We start from the raw sequence: 15,084 nt of genomic DNA on the forward strand, positions 1-15,084 counted from the left end.
TGCGTTCTTGGATAGCGGGATGCGGGCAACGGTATGAAATATCACGATTTACGGGATTTCATCGCGGCGCTGGAGTCACGCGGTGAACTCAAGCGTGTCACGGTGGAGGTGGATCCCTATCTGGAGATCACCGAGATCTGCGACCGTACCCTGCGCGCCGGCGGGCCCGCGCTGCTGTTCGAGAATGTCAAGGGCAGCGACATGCCGGTACTGGGGAATCTGTTCGGCACCCCTGAGCGGGTCGCCTTCGGCATGGGGCAGGAGAGTGTCGAAGCGCTGCGGGAGGTGGGTAAGCTGCTGGCGTTCCTCAAGGAGCCCGACCCGCCCAAAGGCCTCAAGGACGCCTGGGAAAAGCTGCCGATCTTCAAGCAGGTCATGAGCATGGGGCCGAAGACATTGCGTTCCGCGCCGTGTCAGCAGGTGGTGCTCGAGGGCGAGGATGTGGACCTCGACCGCCTGCCGATTCAGCACTGCTGGCCCGGCGATGTCGCGCCGCTGGTGACCTGGGCGCTGGTGGTGACCAGGGGGCCGCACAAGTCGCGGCAGAACCTGGGCATCTATCGTCAGCAGAAGCTCGGCAGGAACCGGCTGATCATGCGCTGGCTGAGCCACCGGGGCGGGGCGCTGGATTTCCGCGAGTGGCAGCAGGCGCACCCCGGCGAACCTTTTCCGGTGGCAGTGGCGTTGGGCGCCGATCCGGCGACCATCCTCGGTGCCGTGACACCGGTACCGGACACGCTCTCCGAGTACGCGTTCGCCGGGCTGCTGCGTGGCTCGCGGACCGAGCTGGTCAAGTGTGGCCACGCCGACCTGGAAGTTCCGGCCTCCAGCGAGATCGTACTGGAGGGTTTCATTTACCCGGACGACATGGCGGCCGAAGGACCCTACGGCGATCACACCGGCTACTACAACGAAGTCGAGCATTTCCCCGTGTTCACCGTCGAGCGCATTACCCATCGGCGGGACCCGATCTACCATTCGACCTATACCGGCCGGCCACCGGACGAACCCGCCGTACTCGGCCTGGCACTCAACGAAGTGTTCGTGCCGATCCTGTGCAAGCAGTTTCCCGAGATAGTCGACTTCTACCTGCCACCGGAAGGGTGTTCCTACCGCATGGCGGTAGTCACCATGAAGAAGCAGTATCCCGGCCATGCCAAGCGCGTGATGATGGGGGTATGGAGTTTCCTGCGTCAGTTCATGTACACCAAGTTCGTGATCGTGCTGGACGACGATGTCGACGCGCGTAACTGGGAAGACGTGATCTGGGCGATCACCACGCGAATGGATCCCGCTCGGGATACGGTGATGGTGGAGAACACGCCGATCGACTATCTCGATTTCGCCTCGCCGACGGCAGGGTTGGGATCGAAGATGGGGCTGGATGCGACCAACAAGTGGCCGGGCGAGACCACGCGCGAGTGGGGCGAGCCCATCGTCATGGATCCGACGATCAAATCGCGGGTCGACGAGCGCTGGGACAGCTATGGCATCGATATCGCGCCGCCACTGGCGCGGACTGGAAAATCCTCGAATGATGGGGCGGCATGACGGCAAGTAGCGAGGTGAACATGACGGTCAGGACTTTGACCTGCCAAGTGGAGTCCGTCGAGGATCTGACACCCGATGTGTTCCGGGTGATACTGGAGGGGCGTGCCGAGGCGATCGCCCATGCGCCCGGACAGTATCTCGAACTGGAACTGCAGCCAGACACCTGGGTGCCTTTTTCGATTGCCTGCGCCGAGACCGGCGACGGGCGACTGGAGCTGCATATTCAACACTGGCCCGAACGCACCCACTCGGCACGCCTGCGGGAGCTGTTGACTCATCGCAACCGACTGTCGGTGCGGCTGCCCAACGGTGAATGTACGCTCCCCGCCGGTCGCCCGGAGCCCCTGCTGCTGATTGCGGCCGGCACCGGCTTTGCCCAGATCAAGGCCATCGTCGAGGCGGCATTGACCGAAAACCCCGATAGAGAAATATCGATCTGGTGGGCGGTGCGTGAGCGTCGCGATCTTTATGCCGAGACCCTGGCCCAGGAATGGGCGCTGAGGTATTCGAACGTGGCGCTTCACGCCGTGGTCGAGACTCCGGAAGCCGCTCTCGAGAGTTTGCCCGGCATTCACTGGCACACCGGACGTATCGACGAGGTGCTGGCCGACGTTCTGGGCGGAGAGCCCGGGTCGTTGGTGGGCAGGGAGATCTATCTCGCCGGATCGCCGGGCATGGTCTATGCCTGTGTGGACACGCTGGCGCCGCTGGGGCTCGCCGAGCATCAGGTGCATTCCGACGTCTTCAGCTATGCGCCACGAGTACCATTCCTGCCACTGCCCGAGGGCGATCCGGCGCAGGCGCCGCTGATGCCGGGGGAGAGTGAGTCATGAGCCAATCCCCGATCCTGATAACCGGAGGGGCGCAACGTTTGGGACGTCACTGCGCCGAACGGCTGCTGGATGACGGGCATCCGGTGATCGTCACCTATCGTCGGGAGCGGGAGACATTGTCGGGGCTACGAGAGCGGGGCGCGGTGACGCTGGCGGCGGATTTTGGGAGTGAAGCCGGGATTCTCGATTTTATCGCCCGTCTCCGCGACAGCACCTCGAGTCTGCGCGCCATCATCCACAATGCCGGTGAATGGTTGTCGGATCCCGAGCCGGAGGCGGCAGGAGCCACCTTCGAGCGCCTGTTCCGGGTTCATATGCAGGCCCCGTACCTTATCAATCTGCATGCCAGAAGCCTGTTGGAAGCCTGCCAGGAACCGCAGCGCGATATCGTGCATATCACCGACAGCGTGGTACAGCGTGGCGCGTCGGGTCAGTCGGCGTATGCTGCCACCAAAGCCGGACTCGAAAGTCTGACTCGATCGTTCGCTGCCCAGTTCGCGCCGACGATTCAGGTCAACGCCATCGCGCCTGGTCTGGTGATGCTCAACGAGGGGGATGACGGGGATGGCAGTCGCGAGCGGCGCGTGCCGGGGCCGGGAGTGATCTATCAAACCCTTCGCTATCTGCTCGATAATGATTTCGTCAGCGGTACCGTTGTACCTGTCGATGGTGGTAGATATTCGGTTTGAGGGCAAAGGAAGTGAACCTAATTTGCCCGTATCAGAAAAGTTGGCAGGGAGAACATCCCGTCCAGAAAACTACAGCGACACCGTACGGCCGCGGATCGGCATGAGTTTGCCATGGTCCATGATCGGCCCTGTCGGTTTACCATCGGGCGCGCCTGCGCTTGGCTCGATGCTGACGGTAAGTCTGATATTGTTCAACTGCGTAAGCAGTTGCTTCGGCATTTGCGTCTTCATCTGTCCTTTGCTTGGTAGCATGCCCAGCGAGATAGGTGTGCCGTTATCCATTATCCACAACTCGCAAGCCTTGCCCTTTGGCATGGGGTCGGGATCGATGGCCTGGATCATCATCGTGCCGTCATTCGATGCGTTGACAATCCAACCAGGCTCCTGATTTCCGTAATTGATCACGAAGACATATTCGCCAGGCATCATTGCCGGTTCCTGTGGTGTCAGCGCGATCACCGTCAGGATCAGCGCCGCCGCCGTCGCGAGCCCGCTGAACGCCCGCCAGAAACCTAGTCGTTGCGACAGTCCGGTCTTCAGCCTCAGGCGCGTCGCGATATCTGGCCAAAGCCCTTTGGGAGGCGCGACGGGCTCCAGTTGCTGGTTGAAGAGTTGCAGCCGTTCGCGCCAGGTTTCGACGCTGTGCTGGAGATCCGCGCTGACCGCCAGCAGAGCCTCGAATTCGGCCCGCTGATCGCCCGTCAGGGTGCCCAGGACGTATTCGCCGGCAGCCATCTCGCGCTCCTCGGGATCGGTCAGGCGAAACGTGTCATGCATGCTTTCAACCTCTCGAGGCCTCTTCGGACCCAGCTCTTGACGGTGCCCAGCGGCGTGCCCAGGTGGGATGCCAGATCGTGATGTGTCAGGCCCTCGAAAAATGCGAGTTCGAGGGCCTGACGCTGCTGCGTCGTCAATTCGGTCAAGCAAAGTTGAAGCGACTCTGCCTGTTGATTGATATCGCTCTCGCTCTCGACATCCGATGCGCTCGGCAGTGTCTCGATGATGGCGTCGCCTTCGGTCTCCTGTGGCCGTTGGCGCCTGAGCCAGTCGATACCGATGTTGCGCGTGAGCGTCGAAAGCCAGGTCATCGGCCGGGCACGACCGGCGTCGTACTGGCCGGCCACTTGCCACACGCGGAGGTATACCAGTTGCAGACAGTCCTGAGCCGCTGCTTCCTGCCTGACGATACGCAGCAACTGCGCATACAGATGCGGGCTGGTCGCGCGGTAGAGCTTTTCGAAGGCAGGGCCATCGCCGCGCGCGCAAGCCTGGAGATTGTCGATCAACACGTCATGAGGCGGGTAGGCCATGAAAGTCCTTTGAATTCTTTCTTTTTCTTGGCTAGCAGTCTCGTCAACGAGATCGAACAAGTAAAGCCCAGAGGGAAGCCTGTCCACTGTTTGGCACCAAAAGACTTGTCAAACCGTGCCGCCACGTTAGGATAGAGCCACGACTTCATGCACAGCACGTTTGCGAGAAAGCGGAAAGCGACATGACCGAACGCCACGATTCACGTTTCATCGACACCACCAACGCCGTTGGCGGTGCGATGGCGTTTGCGTTCTTCGGTTATGGCTATTGGTTTAGGACTGGCGTGCCCGCCGGTTGGTCAACATGACCTGAACCCGCGAGGCACGCCCGGAACCGGGCTGCCTCCTCGCATCAAGAACCCCCGGATGGCAGGCCCACCCGGGGGTTCTCGCGTTTTTAGGTCTCGATTCTTGAACATCACCTGGAATGAGATCGTTATGGACGCTGCCACATCCGAATTGAAACCGGCCCAGTCGACACCGGCATCATCATCTTCCGTCAGAGCGCTGCCATTGCCGACGGCGCAGGAACTGCGTCAGAGATTGCCGTTGGGTCCAGCGCTCGAGGCTCGGATCGCCGCGAGCCGCGAGGCCATTCGGGCCATCGTCGAGGGTGAGGATGATCGCCTGCTGGTCGTCACCGGCCCTTGTTCGATACACGATCCTGTCGCGGCGCTGGAGTATGCCGAGCGTCTGGCGGCACTCAATGAAGCACTGGGAGATCGACTGCTGCTGGTGATGCGGGTCTACGTCGAGAAGCCGCGCACCACCGTCGGTTGGAAAGGGCTGGCCTACGACCCCCACCTCGATGGCAGTGACGACATGGCCGCGGGTCTGGCCATGGCGAGACGGCTGATGCGAGATATTGCCGAGCTGGGCTTGCCGGTCGCGACGGAACTGCTGCAGCCGATGGCAGCGTCCTACTTCGACGATTTGCTGAGCTGGGTGGCAATCGGCGCCCGTACCACCGAATCCCAGATTCATCGTGAACTCGCCAGCGGGCTGGCGGCGGCGGTAGGGTTCAAGAACGGCACTCAGGGCAATGTCGACGTCGCTATCGCCGCCATGCAATCGGCGGCCCATTCGCATCGCCACTTCGGTGTGACCGAAGACGGTGGCCCGGCGATGATCGAGACGCCGGGCAATTCTGCCACGCATCTGGTGCTTCGCGGTGGGCGGGACGGGCCCAATCACGATGCCGGGAGCGTTGCCGCCAGTCGCCGGGCGATGTCGCAGGCGGGACTCGAAGCGAGGATCATGGTCGACTGCAGTCATGCCAATTCGCACAAGGATCATCGACGCCAGACGGAAGTTCTCTACGATGTGCTGAAGCAGCGACTGGCTGGTGACCGAAGCCTGATCGGCGTGATGCTCGAAAGCCACCTGTTCGAAGGCAAGCAGGCGCTCAACCCCGCTGCGCTGCGCTACGGCGTATCGATCACCGACGCCTGCCTAGGCTGGGAGACTACCGAACAGCTATTGATACGGGTTGCCGCGGGGCTTGGGCAGGAGAGTGAAGAGCGCCGCCCGCAACAGAGTTGAGCAGGGCTGAGTTGGGAAGTGTGGTATGGCTATGGTAGCGCCCGCGGCCCCAGACGCGGACGCTGCCATCATTCTGCTGGAGTAGCCTCGATAGGCTATGTGAGTCGCGCTGTCTACTGGACCGTGGCGGCGATACCGCTGTCGCTATAGCTCAGCTCGACGTTGACATCGCCCGCATCCACGTTGCCGAAGGTACCACTCACGGTAGCGCCGTTGATCAGGGTGAATTTGGTGCCGGCGGTTGGCCCATCGTCAGCGAAATCCAGCTTCAGCGTGCCGCCTGCGATATAGACCTGCTGGCCGACGGTAATTTGGCTGTTGTCTTCATCCATGGACATCGCCAACGTGCCATTTTCCATGGTGAGGTTGCCGCCGATTTCCAGCGCCTTGTCATCGGCGGGATTGATCCGCAGTGTCCCGTTTTCGACGTACACGTCGCCCGTGCCGAAAGCGGAAGCGGAAGCGGCTTCCAGCGTACCGCCCTGCAACAGGATGCCACCGCTGTAGCTGTTGTCGCCGGTCAGGGTCAGCCGGCCGCTGTTGTCCTGGGTCAGTGTCAGCATGCCTTTGCCGTCAATATCGTTACGCCACCAGTCGTGGGCGTTGAAGCCACCTTCGCTGGCATCCATCGTCACACTGACATCGCCATCGAAAGCGCCGTAGCCATCGGCGGCGGTGACCAGGTCCAGACGCCCCCAGCCGTTGCTGTCATCCAGAATCGGATAGCCGGAGTCGATTTCCGTGGTGGCCAGCACTGCGCGACGCTGCTCATCGCTCAGATAGGGCTGGCGCGACTTCAGCAGCGCTTCGGCACCTGCGGGCACGACCGGATCCTGACCGGCTTCGTCTTTGTTCTGAGACAGGCCATAGGTCAGACGCTGACGGTACAGCTTCTTGTTGGCGCCATGATCGTCGTAGTCGTTGTTGTCATAGACTGCCGTATTGATCATGTTGCCATCGATCAGCCCTGTCTCGTCACTATCGTCGATGCTCTGGTGGGCGAACTCGTAAAGGCTCATGCCTTCGGCTCCTGCCATATCACCGAAATACTGCTGGGCCTGCTCGGAGGCAGCTTCGGCTTCGCTCTCTCCACCATTATTCAAGGCGTAGCTGGCAACGCTCAGGGCGTGAATACGTCCGCCGATCACGTCGACCGGAGAGTGCATGCCCGCGACGATACGATCCTCGCCCAGTTGGGACCCCCGCGTCAGCATTGCCGAATAACGTTGCGGCAGGGCGTAGGCATAGGCCATCGCGGCGAGATAGCCGGCATTGGTATGGCCGCTGGGATAGCCGCCATCCTTGCGCCGGTTCTCGGTTTCGGCGGTATAGAGTCCGTCGGCTTCCTTCTCGGCGTCATGCGCGCGGCGCGAGCACATCAGGCCGGGCACGACCTCGACGCTACTGGTGTAGCGGTCGTAGGTAACCGTCGATGCGGTGCCTTCGCTGTCGGTACAGGTGTAATGCCTGTCGGTGCCGAGGAAGTCGATCTCGCCGCTATCGTTCATGCGCCACGGACGCGGTGTCGAGAAGATGTACTTGGAGGCGCTGGTGGAGGCGGGCGAGCGCTGGCGGAAGAGATCGACCAGGGAGACGACGGCGCCCAGATCGGCGCTTGTGTTGCCAGCGAAGGCGATATTGTCATTGTGGGAAGATTGGTAGTTGGCGTCGACCAGGACCTGATCCACTGTCGGCACCGGGATGTCCACATAGGCGTCGGAGCCTTCGACATAGGCTTCGGTCAAGGGGCCATAGCCGTCGATGACGCTATAGTTTTTGCTGCGCTGATCGTCCAGGAAGGCCAGGATGGCCTGCTCGTCGGTGCGATTCTGCGTCACATCGACGACGTACTGGATATTCTCCTTCCAGATCTTGGGGTCGAGGATCGGATCAGGCAGATAATCATCAGGGCCGTTGCCATTGGCGGCATTCTGCCAAGTCTCGGAGGTCCCATGCCAGATTTCGTTGATTCCGCGTAGTAGATAGGCGATGGGGTTTTGGCCAAGCGTATAGCGTAGGCTGCCGTCGGCATTGTTCTCGGCGTTATCAACCGAAGGCAGCGGATAGTCGACCTGTGGAATATCCACCGTCTGCTCTGAGCCTAATCCGGTAGGCTTGGCCGGCTTGGTGGCGGCCGATGAGTCGTCGTGGTCATGATCGTCGTCCGAACAACCAGCCAGCGCTAGTGCTGTCGCGGCCACGATGGCCAGGTACAAATGGTGTTTCTTCAACTTGATTGCGTCGCTCATATAGGTATTTCGCCATTCTTGTGTCGAATCGGCCCGGTAGGCATTTCCATATGCCTAATGGCCGGGCATGTCATGGTGGAGCGACGAGTAGGCTAAGCATCGTTTATTATTTGTCGGTGACAGAACGACTACCAAATTAAACTTTCGTCTACCTGAGGGAATGTCATGCCCGGCGTGGTCCATTGCCACCAGGTGGCAAGCGGATGATCGGCGGCGAGCGTGCCTTGAAGCCGGCCTTTGCCGCCCGCGGCAGTGAATGTGGCATCGGCGGTGAGATCGAGCTTCGGTGGATCGGCAAGAGCCGCCTGTAGTCGAGGGAGGCCGTCCGCGCAGGTTAGCGTCAGCCGGCCGTCGCCCAGCGCTATCGGCTCGGGAGTGAGAATTTCCAAGCCTGCTGCCGTCAATCCACCATGTGCACTCTGGCACTGGACCATCGAGAAGTCTGCTTCGAGCTGTCCTTGCCAGTCCCCGTGCAGCGTAATTGGCCACTGGCTCGTATCGAGCGTCTCCAGGTTGCCACCCGTCAGTTGCCAACGGCTACCGAGGCCATCGAGCCGCGCATCGAGCTTCCAGGGCTGTCTTTGTCCGGTCTGGAGTTGCAGATGGGCGAACCCCGGCCATGTCCAGGTGACCGGCCCCAGTCCGATCGGCCAACCCTGGCGCGGTGTATAGATCAACTGACCGATCCTGCCCGCGTGCAGGCTGCCTTGAACGGCCTTGAACTCCATGGCAGCGGGCAGCCACGGGGAGATTAGCGTCCAGAGCTGGCCGGCGGGCCAGTACCACAGCAACGTCATCAGGAAGATCATCACGACACTAATGATGCCGAGTCCCCGCCGCAGATAACTCATGGGGTCGCTTCCTCCTCTAGATAGGCGACGAAGCGCGCGGTGAAATGCAGGCTGTCGTCGTCATCGCGCTGCAGCTGCCATTGCGTGGCCCACCAGCCTTGCTTGGCCGCCCAATGACTGAATGTGGTAAATGCCGCCGCGTCACTGAACTGGCCAGCCAGTTGCCAGCCGCTGTCCTTCTGCGCGATCTGCGTCAATGCGATGCCATTGCGTCGAGCTGATTGACGCCAGGCTTCGGTATCCAGTCGGGATATGGCCGGTAAAGACGTCAACGTTGACGTAGATGCCGCCCCGGCAACCGACAAGGAAGTCGTGTCAGCGTCGAAAATACCGCTGCGGCTGACGATCAGATAGCCCAGCAACAGGACGCAGACAGGAAGCGCGATCGCAAGGCGGCGCCGTTCGGCGGCAGAGCGTTCCGCCCATATTTGCGATAGCGTCTGGCGAAGACGTGAAGCCGGCATCATGCCTGCTTCTCCGAAGCAGGGTTCTCCACGTCATTCTCCAAACTGGCCGTCTCCAGGTCGACCGAGACGCGTACCCGAGAGTCGCCTTGCCATTCGAGTTCGCCGATCCGAGTGTCGATATGAGTGGTGATTTCCGATCGGGCAGTGCTGCTTGATGCGTCGTCGGATCGGCGAAGCTGCCAATCGACGATCAAGCGCTGCCCATCAACGCGTAGCGCTTCCAGTTGCCAGCGTTGCGGATCGAACCGGTGCATCAGCGCTGTCTGGAATTCGGCGATTCGACGATTGCGCATTTCCAGCGCCTGCAGGGCATCGAGCCGTTGACGCAGTGCTCGCCAATTGGCATCGCCGGGCGGTGCATCCGGCCTCAGGCGTGCCGCCAGCGCTTGTTGCTGTAACTGATCCTGTTGCTGGTGATCCCACAGGTGCTGGGTCAGCAGCAATCCGCCATGTAGCAGGAGCAGTACCGGCGCGGCGAAACCCAGGCGCCGCATGCCACGCGGCAGCTGCCGTAAACCTGCCATGCGGGAAGCGGTGCGCTCGCCCTGTACTGGCGGCAGTCTGGGCAGTGAGGGGGGCAGATGCTCCGCCTGAAAGCGCAGCGTCGCCGTGATGTCGGCTTCAAAGCCGGCCGGCGGCAGTGCCTCATCTGCTCTCTTTTCGTTCAGCAGGGGGCTGTACCAGGCATGCGTTCGCCATGCCGGCGGTAACTGCTCCAGCGGCCACTGGCGTGGCCAGGCCAGCCAGTGGCGGGTCGTGCCTTCCCGGGCCTTGAACAGCCAGTGGGTCAGATCCGGCAGTACGCTGAGCTGGTCGGCTTCGGGAGCATCCGGCTGCGCCATGAACGCCACTCCCCAATACTCGATATCGAGGTCGAGTTCTCTACACCAGTCACGCCACATGGCGAGATGCTGGCGCTCCACGGCGATCACCTCCAACTGGCCGCGCGGTGTCGCCAGCGGATATAGCTCCATCTGCTCGGGATCACGGCATAACTGTTCTTCCAGTAGCGTCGGCCATTCGCGGCGCTTGAGGCCGGGTGGAATCGAGAGATGGAAATGGCTGACACTGGCGGGGTCGAGCAGCAGCACGCCTGGCAGGGCCTGACTGTGTCGGCGCAGCTCGGCGAGACCGGCCTGATCACTGGGCGTCACGTGGCCTTGTGCGGTCGTTGTGCCGTGGTCTTGGGCGATGACCCAGAACAGGCTTTGCCAGGCAGGCGTGTCCTCTTCGATCCGGCCGCCAATACGGATAACCAGGCGCGGGGCGGATTGGGGCGCCGCCGAGCGGCGCCATTGGGGGAGGCGAATCATGAGGGGCTCTCCTCTGGTGTCGTCTCGCGCATCCAAGCTTCGTTACTACCGTTGCGGCGTTGTAAAACCTTGACCCGGGCTGCGGGGGAGGTGGGATTCCAACCGCTGACGCCTTCCGCTTTCAGCAAGCGGACGAAATGGAAGCTCTCGCTGCCGATGGTGAGCGTGATATCCAGTGACAGGTAGTCTGGCGTCAGCGTCAGGCGGTCTGCATAGGTATCCAGCCAGTTGCTGTTCGCGCCGGCCTGGACGCGTACCGCATCGATATCGGGATAGCCGGTGGCGGGCCGGGCATTGATCAGGCGGATCAGCGTGCCGCGCGGGACCTGTCCTTCGAAGAGTGCTTCCAGCAAGGGCAATTCGCGTAGCGTGATGCTGTTGAGATCGAGTTGCCAGGAAGCGGCTTCCGGTAATGCGCAGAGTTCGGGCAATGTCGCGGCCCGCGAGACGTCCAGCGGTGCCAGCCAGTTGAGTTCGCTGGCATCGCGCAGCCAGGTGTCGGCACTGGTGCGCGGAGGATCGAAGCGCGCATAGTCGGCCCCGTCAAGACTATTTTCGCGGGCTTGAGTATCGCTATCTATCCAGTCCGACAGCCGTGCGACGAAGGCATCGGGGGAGAGCCCTCCCAACCGCTCCTGCGGTTGATGCGCCAGCCAATAGCGCAATTGGCTGGCGGCGAGATCGGCGTTGTCTCCTGCCAGCGAATTGACGTTGAAGCAGGTACGCAGATCGTGCACGACGAGGCGCAGGTGGCCTTCATCGGTGGGGTAGTCGAGCGGTTTCCCGGCCAGGGTTTGCCACCACAGACTGGCCTGGCGCACTGCGGCATCGGTCAATCCGCGTATCGCGATGATCTCGGCGCCATGGGCGTAGAAACTGGCCTGGGTTTCGGTTTGAATCAAACGCAGCCGGGTGATATCGCGGCGGCCATCTTGCGCAATGCTTGCCAGCAGAATGGCGCACAGCGCCACGCATAGCAGCACCATCAGCAGTGCCGCACCGCGCTGGCGAGAATAATGCTGACCCTTAAACGGCATGACGTCGTCGCGACTCATGACACTACCTCCGGCAGCTGCACGATCAGCGTGAGAGGGCGTTGGTCGTGTCGCCAGGTCAGGCGAACGCCGAGTGTCGGGGCGTTGGCCTCTGGTGCCGCGTTCCAGCGGCTGCCGTCGAAGAACGCCCATTCGATCTGGGTGACGTCGTCAAGCCGCGCGATGAGCTGCCATTCCGGCACTCCGGCGGCGTCCAGCAGACCGGTGGAGGCCAACGTCATTCGCTGAGTGTCGGGATTCCACTGCAGACGCATGCGGCGCAGGCGGGTGTAGTGATCGCCAATCGGCAATGGGGTATCTGCCAGCGACACCCACTCTAGCGAGTGACTGTCCGGTGAATATTCCAGCCGTGCGTTGAGCAGTGGTTGACCGTGTTCGTGCAGCGGACGCGCCACCAGTGTCTCCAGTCGGCGTTCCACTAGCCGTATCCAGCGCACGTCGCTATAGAGGAGCGTGGGTTCGGCTAAGCGTGTGCGTGCCGTGGTCAGGTTGTTGACTAGTGCCGCCACGCCGAGACCGACCAGCGCTGTCAAGGCGATGGCGATCACGACCTCGAGCAGCGTGAAGCCGGTTTGGGGCGAAGGTGGTCGCGGTATGCTCATGGCGGTGCAAAGAATAGAGTGAACTGGATTTCCCGCTGCGTGTGCTGTTCGTCGTGGAACAGTGTTAGCGTGCCGCGTCGCATGGCGCGAATGGCGGTGGACTCGACATCGAGCTGCCAATAACAGGTCGTGCCGGCTTGTTGAAACGCCCCCTGGCTGCTCCCGATGGGGGGCCAGTAGTGGGTCAGCTTGAACTCGGCGGCCTGCGCTCGGGCGCACAGAATCATCGGCAGACGCTGGCGTTCGCTGATGGCGATCCGGGTGCGCTGATGCAGGGTCTGGGCAACGCCGGCGGCGATGATGGCGAGAATGAACAGCGCAATCATCACTTCGAGCAGAGTGAAGCCGCGGGCCGTGGCAGCCTTCATGGGAGACTCTCCGTCATGCTGTCGTCTGCGAGGCGCACGGCCAGCGCATCGACATGCAGCGTCATTTGGTCCTGCCCGCTGTGCAGGGTCAGCTCGCCGCCCGTGACCTCGCCATTGGGCCACCAGATCAGCCAGGGCGCGGCATCGTCTGCTGCCGGCGGCACCCGCGTCGCCGTGACCGGCTGCGACCACGAGCGGTCGGGTAACTCCCCGTCGTCGTTCAGCGGCACCCACTCCCCACCATTCGACTGTGCTCGCCAGGTGACGAAACGATAGCCCTGAATACCGGGCCGCCAGCCGATGATGCGTTGCTGGCCGAAGGCGATATCGCCGGCCAGCCGCATGTCGCTCTGTAACTGCTCGACGCTGGATCTCAGCCTTGCCGGTTCTCCGCCTCCCAGCCACGCCACGCTAAGCGTGGCCGCCAGCGCAATGATCACGATGACGACCAGCAATTCCAGCAGCGTCACGCCCGCTTGTCGGGAGGCGTGCGGGCATGGATTCATAACATCCAGTTGCCGATGTCGGCATCGGTGCCCTCACCGCCGGAGGCACTATCGGCACCCAACGAGAAGATATCCACCGAACCGTGCTCGCCGGGACTGCGGTATTGATAAGGATGCCCCCACGGATCTTCCGGCAGACGGCGGATATAACCATCTGCACGATAGTTCTTGGGCTGAGGTGCCTGGCTGGGCTGGCTGACCAGCGCTTCCAGACTCTGCTGGGTAGTCGGGTAGCGATAATTGTCCAGTCGATACATATCGAGCGCCTGCTCCAGCGTGGAGATGTCGGCCCGCGCCTTTTGCTGCATGGCATCGTCCTGGTTGCTCAGCACATTGGGCGCGACGATGGCGATCAGCAGGCCGATAATGAAGATCACCACCATGATCTCCAGCAAGGTGAAACCGCGTTGCCCGGTGGCAAGGGAGGGGGTGCGATAGGGCATGACGAGCTCCTTCGATGGCATGAACGTTCACAGCGCCATTGCGCCGTTGAGACGCATGATGGGCAGCAGGATGGATAACACGATGGCTAGCACGACGCCGCCCATGGCTAGGATGATGAGCGGTTCGAACAGGGCGAGCGCCATGTCGACACGCCGATTGAAGGTGCCTTCCTGGGTGTCGGCGATACGCTCCAGCATTGGTTCCAAAGTGCCGCTGGCCTCACCGCTGGCGACCATGTGCAGCAATGTGGGGGAGAATTGCCGACTCTCCGCCATGGCGCGATTCAGACTGATACCGCTGGTGACCTGTTCGGCGATTCGATCGACGGTCTGACGCAGGCGCTGATTGCCCAGCGTGTCGCGGCTGACACGCAGGGCGTCAAGAAGAGGAATGCCACTACGGGTCAGAATGGCGAGAGTGCGCGTCAGACGCGCGGTGTCGAGCAGCAATACCAGCTCGCCGATACGTGGCAGTCGTAGCAGTCCACGATCCCAGCGCAGTCGCAACGCGGGACGGCGCAGCGCGCGGCGTAGGCCGACGACCGCCAGCCCGATCAGCAGAGCGATCCACAGCCCACTGCTCTGCAGCAGTTGCGACAACCCGATCATGATCCGAGTGATCAACGGCAAGGCCATGTCGGCATGTTCGAATTGGGCGGCGAGTTTGGGCACGACGTAGGTCATCAGACCGATGACCACGGCGATCGAAACCGCTACCAGCACCATCGGATAGACCAGTGCGGTGCGCGCCTTCTGGCGCTGGGCCTGAACGCGTTCGAGATAATCCGCCAGACGCTCGAGCACCGTCGCCAGTCTCCCCGCCCGTTCTCCGGCGGCCACCAGGGCGCAATAAAGCGTCTCGAAGCTCGTCGGATGGTCGCGTAGGCTGTCGGCGAGGCTATAACCCTCGCGGACACGATTGAGCACCGCCAGCAGTATGGCGCGGGCGCGCGGCTGGTCGGCCTGTTTGACCAGCGCATCCAGCGCATCGCCCAGCGGAATTCCGGCATCCAGTAGCGTGGCGAGCTGGCGGGTAAGCAGAGCCAGGCTGGTGGCGCCAATGCGGCCGCGTCGGGATGCCTTGCGGGAATGTGCCTCGGCCAGGGCTAGACGTCGGGGAAACAGTTCCTGGTCGCGGAGTAGCTGACGTGCCTGGCGCTCGCTATCGGCTTGTATGACGTCGCGGCGTCGTGTGCCGTCCGCCGTCAAGGCCAGGTAGCGGTAGGTCGGCATGGAAATCCTTGCTTATTGTCATCGCTGGTTGTCATCGCTTGCGCGCTCGAGAGCGCTGACGAACGACTGCGC

17 protein-coding genes are annotated in these 15,084 nt (G+C 62.1%); 5 read left to right on the forward strand and 12 right to left on the reverse strand.

What is annotated here, in order from left to right; translation table 11 throughout:
- The first annotated feature begins 33 nt into the window (after positions 1–33).
- From ubiD to folM, 3 genes are read left to right on the forward strand one after another with little or no spacing between them, the layout of a single operon-like run.
- A complete protein-coding gene (gene ubiD, locus F0A16_RS06170; RefSeq protein ID WP_149434488.1) occupies positions 34–1,551 on the forward strand; it encodes a 4-hydroxy-3-polyprenylbenzoate decarboxylase in 1,518 nt (505 codons plus the stop codon).
- A gap of 20 nt (positions 1,552–1,571) precedes the next feature.
- Positions 1,572–2,384 carry an FAD-binding oxidoreductase gene (locus tag F0A16_RS06175; protein WP_149434489.1) on the forward strand — a complete coding sequence of 271 codons (813 nt, stop codon included), beginning with the start codon at positions 1,572–1,574 and terminating at the stop codon, positions 2,382–2,384.
- Entirely contained in the window at positions 2,381–3,073 is a 693-nt protein-coding gene (folM, locus tag F0A16_RS06180) for a dihydromonapterin reductase (RefSeq protein ID WP_149434490.1), read from the forward strand. The genes F0A16_RS06175 and folM overlap by 4 nt, the downstream gene beginning before the upstream one ends.
- 69 nt (positions 3,074–3,142) lie before the next feature.
- Here the strand turns inward: folM and F0A16_RS06185 are convergent, their stop codons facing one another.
- Both F0A16_RS06185 and F0A16_RS06190 read right to left on the reverse strand, forming a co-directional pair.
- Entirely contained in the window at positions 3,143–3,850 is a 708-nt protein-coding gene (locus F0A16_RS06185; RefSeq protein ID WP_149434491.1) for an anti-sigma factor, read from the reverse strand.
- Positions 3,829–4,383, reverse strand: coding sequence for a sigma-70 family RNA polymerase sigma factor (locus F0A16_RS06190; RefSeq protein ID WP_149434492.1), 555 nt, complete (start codon positions 4,381–4,383; stop codon positions 3,829–3,831). Before F0A16_RS06190 ends, F0A16_RS06185 begins: the two co-directional genes overlap by 22 nt.
- Before the next feature lie 182 nt (positions 4,384–4,565).
- On the opposite strand from F0A16_RS06190, the gene F0A16_RS22105 reads away from it, so the two are divergent.
- Together F0A16_RS22105 and F0A16_RS06195 are read left to right on the forward strand one after the other, a co-directional pair.
- Positions 4,566–4,691: a hypothetical protein gene (locus F0A16_RS22105; RefSeq protein ID WP_275401750.1), complete on the forward strand. Its 126-nt coding sequence runs from the start codon at positions 4,566–4,568 to the stop codon at positions 4,689–4,691.
- 130 nt (positions 4,692–4,821) lie between these two features.
- Positions 4,822–5,925 carry a 3-deoxy-7-phosphoheptulonate synthase gene (locus F0A16_RS06195; protein WP_149434493.1) on the forward strand — a complete coding sequence of 368 codons (1,104 nt, stop codon included), beginning with the start codon at positions 4,822–4,824 and terminating at the stop codon, positions 5,923–5,925.
- A gap of 113 nt (positions 5,926–6,038) precedes the next feature.
- Here the strand turns inward: F0A16_RS06195 and F0A16_RS06200 are convergent, their stop codons facing one another.
- The 10 genes from F0A16_RS06200 to gspF all read right to left on the reverse strand — a co-directional run bounded on the left by F0A16_RS06200 (position 6,039) and on the right by gspF (position 15,012).
- Positions 6,039–8,174, reverse strand: coding sequence for a phosphatase PAP2 family protein (locus tag F0A16_RS06200; protein ID WP_149434494.1), 2,136 nt, complete (start codon positions 8,172–8,174; stop codon positions 6,039–6,041).
- Between the two features lie 128 nt (positions 8,175–8,302).
- A complete protein-coding gene (locus F0A16_RS06205) occupies positions 8,303–9,025 on the reverse strand; it encodes a type II secretion system protein N (RefSeq protein ID WP_149434495.1) in 723 nt (240 codons plus the stop codon).
- On the reverse strand, positions 9,022–9,492 hold the full coding sequence (locus F0A16_RS06210; RefSeq protein ID WP_149434496.1) for a hypothetical protein: 471 nt from the start codon (positions 9,490–9,492) through the stop codon (positions 9,022–9,024). The genes F0A16_RS06205 and F0A16_RS06210 overlap by 4 nt, the downstream gene beginning before the upstream one ends.
- Positions 9,489–10,805 carry a type II secretion system protein GspL gene (locus tag F0A16_RS06215; RefSeq protein WP_149434497.1) on the reverse strand — a complete coding sequence of 439 codons (1,317 nt, stop codon included), beginning with the start codon at positions 10,803–10,805 and terminating at the stop codon, positions 9,489–9,491. The genes F0A16_RS06210 and F0A16_RS06215 overlap by 4 nt, the downstream gene beginning before the upstream one ends.
- Complete coding sequence (gspK, locus tag F0A16_RS06220; protein WP_239023728.1) at positions 10,802–11,860, reverse strand: type II secretion system minor pseudopilin GspK; 1,059 nt, start codon at positions 11,858–11,860, stop codon at positions 10,802–10,804. Before gspK ends, F0A16_RS06215 begins: the two co-directional genes overlap by 4 nt.
- Positions 11,857–12,462: a prepilin-type N-terminal cleavage/methylation domain-containing protein gene (locus tag F0A16_RS06225; protein WP_149434498.1), complete on the reverse strand. Its 606-nt coding sequence runs from the start codon at positions 12,460–12,462 to the stop codon at positions 11,857–11,859. The genes gspK and F0A16_RS06225 overlap by 4 nt, the downstream gene beginning before the upstream one ends.
- Complete coding sequence (gspI, locus tag F0A16_RS06230; protein WP_149434499.1) at positions 12,459–12,830, reverse strand: type II secretion system minor pseudopilin GspI; 372 nt, start codon at positions 12,828–12,830, stop codon at positions 12,459–12,461. The genes F0A16_RS06225 and gspI overlap by 4 nt, the downstream gene beginning before the upstream one ends.
- Positions 12,827–13,336, reverse strand: coding sequence for a GspH/FimT family pseudopilin (locus F0A16_RS06235; RefSeq protein ID WP_149434500.1), 510 nt, complete (start codon positions 13,334–13,336; stop codon positions 12,827–12,829). The genes gspI and F0A16_RS06235 overlap by 4 nt, the downstream gene beginning before the upstream one ends.
- A complete protein-coding gene (gspG, locus tag F0A16_RS06240) occupies positions 13,333–13,779 on the reverse strand; it encodes a type II secretion system major pseudopilin GspG (protein WP_149434501.1) in 447 nt (148 codons plus the stop codon). The genes F0A16_RS06235 and gspG overlap by 4 nt, the downstream gene beginning before the upstream one ends.
- A 27-nt stretch (positions 13,780–13,806) precedes the next feature.
- Entirely contained in the window at positions 13,807–15,012 is a 1,206-nt protein-coding gene (gspF, locus tag F0A16_RS06245; protein ID WP_149434502.1) for a type II secretion system inner membrane protein GspF, read from the reverse strand.
- Positions 15,013–15,084: the final 72 nt, after the last annotated feature.

Source organism: Salinicola corii, from assembly GCF_008298015.1.
GTDB classification, from domain to species: domain Bacteria; phylum Pseudomonadota; class Gammaproteobacteria; order Pseudomonadales; family Halomonadaceae; genus Salinicola; species Salinicola corii.

Coding starts and splice junctions, on each gene's coding strand:
- ubiD (WP_149434488.1), top strand. CDS start 34: ATGAAATATCACGATTTACGGGATTTCATCGCGGCGCTGGAGTCACGC.
- F0A16_RS06175 (WP_149434489.1), top strand. CDS start 1,572: ATGACGGTCAGGACTTTGACCTGCCAAGTGGAGTCCGTCGAGGATCTG.
- folM (WP_149434490.1), top strand. CDS start 2,381: ATGAGCCAATCCCCGATCCTGATAACCGGAGGGGCGCAACGTTTGGGA.
- F0A16_RS06185 (WP_149434491.1), bottom strand. CDS start 3,850: ATGCATGACACGTTTCGCCTGACCGATCCCGAGGAGCGCGAGATGGCT.
- F0A16_RS06190 (WP_149434492.1), bottom strand. CDS start 4,383: ATGGCCTACCCGCCTCATGACGTGTTGATCGACAATCTCCAGGCTTGC.
- F0A16_RS22105 (WP_275401750.1), top strand. CDS start 4,566: ATGACCGAACGCCACGATTCACGTTTCATCGACACCACCAACGCCGTT.
- F0A16_RS06195 (WP_149434493.1), top strand. CDS start 4,822: ATGGACGCTGCCACATCCGAATTGAAACCGGCCCAGTCGACACCGGCA.
- F0A16_RS06200 (WP_149434494.1), bottom strand. CDS start 8,174: ATGAGCGACGCAATCAAGTTGAAGAAACACCATTTGTACCTGGCCATC.
- F0A16_RS06205 (WP_149434495.1), bottom strand. CDS start 9,025: ATGAGTTATCTGCGGCGGGGACTCGGCATCATTAGTGTCGTGATGATC.
- F0A16_RS06210 (WP_149434496.1), bottom strand. CDS start 9,492: ATGATGCCGGCTTCACGTCTTCGCCAGACGCTATCGCAAATATGGGCG.
- F0A16_RS06215 (WP_149434497.1), bottom strand. CDS start 10,805: ATGATTCGCCTCCCCCAATGGCGCCGCTCGGCGGCGCCCCAATCCGCC.
- gspK (WP_239023728.1), bottom strand. CDS start 11,860: ATGAGTCGCGACGACGTCATGCCGTTTAAGGGTCAGCATTATTCTCGC.
- F0A16_RS06225 (WP_149434498.1), bottom strand. CDS start 12,462: ATGAGCATACCGCGACCACCTTCGCCCCAAACCGGCTTCACGCTGCTC.
- gspI (WP_149434499.1), bottom strand. CDS start 12,830: ATGAAGGCTGCCACGGCCCGCGGCTTCACTCTGCTCGAAGTGATGATT.
- F0A16_RS06235 (WP_149434500.1), bottom strand. CDS start 13,336: ATGAATCCATGCCCGCACGCCTCCCGACAAGCGGGCGTGACGCTGCTG.
- gspG (WP_149434501.1), bottom strand. CDS start 13,779: ATGCCCTATCGCACCCCCTCCCTTGCCACCGGGCAACGCGGTTTCACC.
- gspF (WP_149434502.1), bottom strand. CDS start 15,012: ATGCCGACCTACCGCTACCTGGCCTTGACGGCGGACGGCACACGACGC.